We start from the raw sequence: 5,294 nt of genomic DNA on the forward strand, positions 1-5,294 counted from the left end.
CCGGTGGCGCCCGTACCCGTACCGCTCGTACCGCCGGAAGCGGCCGGGCCGGCCTGCGGGACGGTGGAGCCGCTCTGGGTGGCCGGTCCCGCCGGTCCCGGCTGGGCGGCCGGACCGGGCGTGGCCGACGAGGACAGGCCGTCGGGCCTGACCCGTACACCGTCCTGGGCGCCGGGCAGCGGGATCTGCACCGTGCTCGCCAGATGGCGGGCGACCGCCTCCTGGATACCGCTGGCGAAGGCGCGGGCCTGCGGCAGACCGTGGTCGCCGAACAGCTCGGCGAGCCCTCCCGCGTATCCCTGGCCGACGGCCCGGACCTTCCAGGCGCCCTGGCGGCGGTAGAGCTCCAGGGCGACGACGGCGGACTCGGCGTCCAGACCGGTGAGGGTAAAGCTGGCGACCTCGGTGCCGTCGGTGGAGGTGACGGCGGCGAACGGAGCCGCGGTGGCGCCGAACCGGTCCGGTCCGCCGACGCCCTCGGGCAGGGCGAGCAGCACATGCACGAGATGCGCCTGCTCGGGCACTGCCTCCAGATCGATATGGAAGCGCAGCCCCGAAGCGGCCTGGCGGGACACCTCGATACCGGGAAGCGTGGGCGAGCCGGGATGGGCGATCCACTCGGTGCCGCGCACCGTGCCCTGTGCGTCGCCGAGCGTGGCGCAGGCCATGACCGGTGCGCCGGCTGTCACCCGGATCTCCAGGCGGGTGTGGGGCAAGGGATGGTTCTGCCCCCGGACCAGCTCGGCCGTCATCGCCTCTGTCCCCTCGTCGGTCACGCGTCGTTGTTCAGCTGTGGATTCAGCTACGGGTGGTCGGGTGGTGCTTGTACGGGTGGTGCCGTACGGGTCCACGGCAGCCGCGCAGCTCCCGGCGACCTGACTTCCGGGAGCTGCGCGTACCGGCGAAACGCCGTGTCATACAGATGCGTTCGCCGTGGTGCTGGAGTGATGCCGGCGCCGTCGTGGTGCTGACGCCGTCGTACTCGTCGTCCTGCTTCGCCGTACTCAGAGATGCGGCAGGATCGCCGGCATCAGGTCCTGGAACGTACGGCCGTTGGCCGGGTTGCCGAGGGCCGTCATCTGCCAGCCCGCGCCCGCGCGGTGCACCTTCGCCATGATCTGCGCGGTGTACTGGCCACCGCCGTCCAGCGTGTAGCGCGCCAGCTCCTGGCCGTTGGTCTCGTCCACGATGCGGCAGAAGGCGTTCTGCACCTCCTGGAACGTCTGGCCGGTGAACGAGTTCACCGTGAAGACGATCTGGTCGATATGGACCGGGACCCGCTGGAGGTCGACCAGGATCGCCTCGTCGTCACCGCCCTGTCCCGCGCCGCCGACCAGATTGTCACCGGTGTGCCGCACCGAGCCGTCGTCACTGACGAGATGACGGAAGAAGACCACGTCGACCGGCTGCTTGTCGGCGAAGAGCACCGCCGACGCGTCCAGGTCGATCTCACGGGTGCGGGAGCCGAACAGGCCCCGGCGCGGCGCGGCCTGCCAGCCGAGCCCCATGCGGACCGCGGTCAGCGTGCCGCCGCCCTTCTTCTCCAGGCTGATGGCCTGTCCCTTGGTCAGATTGACGCCAGGGCCCCCGGGCGCACTGCCCTTGGATACGTCCACCACGCGCTGTCCCCTCTCGAATGGTTCCCCCGCAACCGTCCGTATGCGGTTGCGCAGCACCCTACGCAGTCGCGCGGGCGGTGCAGGAGGCTTGGACCGTTTTTGTGTCGGTCTTGCAACACACCAGGTGTTCCGGGGTGTCAGGCCAGCCCCGCCTCCCTCATCTGCCGCAATTCCTTCTTCAGTTCACTCACTTCGTCGCGCAGCCGGGCGGCCACCTCGAACTGGAGCTCTGCCGCCGCGGCCCGCATACGGTCGGTCATCTCCTCGATGATTCCGGCCAGTTCGGCGGCGGGACGGTCGGAGAGCACCGCGGTCTTCGCGCCCGCGCCCTTGGCGCCCTTGGCCGCCTTGGCGGTCTTCGTACCGAGCGTGGGCACGGCGACCTTGGCCGACCGGCCGTCCTTCGACTGCCGGTAGCCCGTGCCGAGCAGCGCCTCGGTGTCGATCTCCTCGCGCGCGATGGTCGCGACGATGTCGTTGATCTTCTTGCGGAGCGGCTGGGGATCGATACCGCGCTCGGTGTTGTACGCGATCTGCTTCTCGCGGCGGCGGTTGGTCTCGTCGATGGCCTTCTCCATCGCCGGAGTGATCTTGTCCGCGTACATATGGACCTGGCCGGAGACATTCCGCGCGGCCCGGCCGATGGTCTGGATCAGCGAGGTGCCGGAGCGCAGGAAGCCCTCCTTGTCGGCGTCGAGGATCGCCACCAGCGAGACCTCCGGGAGGTCGAGGCCCTCACGGAGGAGGTTGATGCCGACAAGGACGTCGTACTCCCCGGAGCGCAGCTCACGCAGCAGCTCGACACGGCGCAGGGTGTCCACATCGCTGTGCAGATACCGCACCTGGATGCCCAGCTCCAGGAAGTAGTCGGTGAGGTCCTCGGCCATCTTCTTGGTGAGCGTGGTCACCAGGACACGCTCGTCCTTCGCGGTCCGCTCACGGATCTCGTGCACCAGGTCGTCGATCTGGCCCTCGGTGGGCTTGACGACGACCTCCGGGTCGATCAGCCCGGTGGGCCGGATGATCTGCTCCACGAACCCGTCGGAACGGGACAGCTCATAGGCGCCGGGCGTGGCGGAGAGATAGACGGTCTGGTCGATCCGCTGCTGGAACTCCTCCCACTTCAGCGGGCGGTTGTCGAGCGCGGACGGCAGCCGGAAACCGTGCTCGACCAGCGTCCGCTTACGGGACGCGTCGCCCTCGTACATCGCGCCGATCTGCGGGACCGTGACATGCGACTCGTCAATGACCAGCAGGAAGTCCTCGGGGAAGTAGTCGATAAGGGTGTTGGGCGCGGTGCCGGGCGAGCGGTCGTCGAAGTGCATCGAGTAGTTCTCGATCCCGGAGCAGGAACCGATCTGCCGCATCATCTCGATGTCGTACGTCGTGCGCATACGCAGCCGCTGGGACTCCAGGAGCTTGCCCTGCTTGTCCAGCTCGGCCAGACGCTCCTCCAGCTCCCGCTCGATGCCGTTGACCGCCTTCTCCATACGCTCGGGACCGGCCACATAGTGGCTCGCGGGGAAGACATAGAGCTCGCGGTCGTCGCTGATGACCTCGCCGGTGAGCGGATGCAGCGTGGAGAGCGCCTCGATCTCGTCGCCGAACATCTCGATACGGACGGCCAGCTCCTCGTAGACCGGGAAGATCTCGATGGTGTCGCCCCGGACCCGGAAGGTGCCGCGCGCGAACGCCACGTCATTGCGTGTGTACTGCATGTCCACGAAGCGGCGCAGGAGCTGGTCCCGGTCGGTCTCGGCGCCGACCTTCAGCGGCACCATCCGGTCCACGTACTCCTGGGGCGTACCGAGACCGTAGATGCAGGAGACCGAGGCGACCACGATCACATCGCGCCTGGTCAGCAGCGAGTTGGTCGCGGAGTGGCGCAGCCGCTCGACCTCCTCGTTGATCGAGGAGTCCTTCTCGATATAGGTGTCCGACTGCGGGACGTACGCCTCGGGCTGGTAGTAGTCGTAGTACGAGACGAAGTACTCGACGGCGTTGTTGGGCAGCAGCTCGCGGAACTCGTTGGCGAGCTGGGCGGCGAGCGTCTTGTTCGGCGCCATCACCAGCGTGGGGCGCTGAAGCTTCTCGATCATCCAGGCGGTCGTCGCCGACTTTCCCGTGCCGGTCGCGCCGAGCAGGACGACATCCTTCTCACCGGCGCGGACACGCCGTTCGAGATCGGCGATGGCCGTCGGCTGATCGCCGCTGGGCTGGTAGGGACTGACGACCTCGAAGGGCGCCACCGTACGTTCGATGCTGGAAACGGGCCGCATGGAACCACCGTACGACCACCCACTGACAGCCGGGCGCCGGGCGACACCGGATCACCGGCCGGTCACCAGTCGTGCAGGTCCTGCGGGCCGCTGCGCGGTGCTCTGGCGGCCGTACGGTCGGCCTCCTCACGGCGGTCCCGGTCCGCGCGGAGCCGGGTCCGCTGCGCGGGCACACCGCCCAGTCCACGGGCCCCGCAGAGCCCGCGCGCGGCCCCCGCGGACCGGGCGGGCCGGGCGGATCGCAGGTGGCCCTCATGACGGTCCATGTCCCGGCCGCGCCCGCCCGTCACCAGCAGCGGATCGAAGAACAGCGCCACGCCCGCCAGCAGCAGAAAGACCGCAGGGCCGATCAGCATCGGCACGAGCAGCTCGGTGGCCGGAGCGCCGCCCGGAGCCCTGGTGGTCCCGTCGAGATGGACCTCGACTCCGGCCATGGCGGTGAAGTGCATTCCGGTCGACGCGACGCCCAGCACCAGACTGGCGCCCAGACTGGCCGAAAATCCTCGGTGCGTGGAGATCACCCAGAGCCCGGCCACGGACGCGGCGACGGCGATCAGCACGGAGAGCGCGACCGTCCCGGTGTCGTAGGTGACCTGTCCGTGCAGCCGTACGCCGGCCATGCCGAGGTAGTGCATGGTGGCGATGCCGAGACCGGTGACCGTACCGCCGGTGATCAGGGCCATCGGGGTCGAGCCGCGGTATCCCACTATGAAGATCCCGATCCCGGTCATGACGATCCCGACGGCGAGGCTGGCGAAGGTCGTGAGCCGGTCGTAGCCGATCGGCGCCTCGCTGACGGCGAAGCCCATCATGCCGATGAAGTGCATCGTCCAGACGCCGGAGCCGATCGAGGCCGCGCCCAGCGCCAGCCCGCCCGGTTTCCAGGGCCGCCTGGTGCGCAGGGATCTCGCAGTGCAGCGCAGGCCGAGTGCCGCCCCGAGACAGGCCATGAGAAAGGCCGCCACGGGGGTGACGAGGCCATAGCTGAATCCTTCGACGGTGCCCTGCATACGGTGTGCCCTTCGCCCCTCGGCTCCATGTACGGAAGCGCTGGTTCGGGGCGAGAGTAGGACGGCCGGCCCGGTAATCAAACAGGCACCGGACGATTTGTCGATATGAAGCCGATATGAAGCCGACATGCGGCGACACGGAGCGGCACGGCCTCGCGGTCCGGTATGCCTGTCTCGGGGTGTGGCTTCATGTTGTGGCCAACCTTCGCCCGTCCTCCGTTGGCCGGAGGCTGCCACCCTCGGGGCCGACCGTCTTCCCGCGACGCGAGGAGTCCATGTGTACGCGCGCACTTCGGCGGCGACGCGCACCTCGTCGACCACGGCCACCGCGCTGCTGGGAGTCACCGCGCTCATGCTGCCGGGCGCGGCCACGGCCACCGCCGGTC

Annotated in this window: 4 protein-coding genes; all 4 read right to left on the bottom strand. The window is 69.0% G+C overall.

The features are described 5' to 3' along the window. Positions 1-752, bottom strand: a 752-nt coding sequence (locus GA0115259_RS32720; protein ID WP_141716783.1) for a TerD family protein, incomplete at its 3' end; no start/stop codon positions are given. Positions 753-1,004: 252 nt separating this feature from the next. Further along, positions 1,005-1,571 carry a TerD family protein gene (locus GA0115259_RS32725; protein WP_066950473.1) on the bottom strand — a complete coding sequence of 189 codons (567 nt, stop codon included), beginning with the start codon at positions 1,569-1,571 and terminating at the stop codon, positions 1,005-1,007. 185 nt (positions 1,572-1,756) lie between these two features. Beyond that, positions 1,757-3,898 carry an excinuclease ABC subunit UvrB gene (gene uvrB / locus GA0115259_RS32730; RefSeq protein WP_093603680.1) on the bottom strand — a complete coding sequence of 714 codons (2,142 nt, stop codon included), beginning with the start codon at positions 3,896-3,898 and terminating at the stop codon, positions 1,757-1,759. Positions 3,899-3,960: 62 nt separating this feature from the next. Then, the gene (locus GA0115259_RS32735) at positions 3,961-4,908 is read right to left on the bottom strand and encodes an MHYT domain-containing protein (RefSeq protein ID WP_093603682.1); all 948 of its coding nucleotides are present in this window, start codon (positions 4,906-4,908) and stop codon (positions 3,961-3,963) included. Positions 4,909-5,294 lie beyond the last annotated feature (386 nt).

Source organism: Streptomyces sp. MnatMP-M17 (assembly GCF_900091995.1).
Classification (GTDB): Bacteria; Actinomycetota; Actinomycetes; order Streptomycetales; family Streptomycetaceae; genus Streptomyces.

Excerpts from the sequence above, each read along its gene's own strand:
- uvrB (WP_093603680.1), bottom strand. The coding sequence starts at position 3,898 with ATGCGGCCCGTTTCCAGCATCGAACGTACGGTGGCGCCCTTCGAGGTC.
- GA0115259_RS32735 (WP_093603682.1), bottom strand. The coding sequence starts at position 4,908 with ATGCAGGGCACCGTCGAAGGATTCAGCTATGGCCTCGTCACCCCCGTG.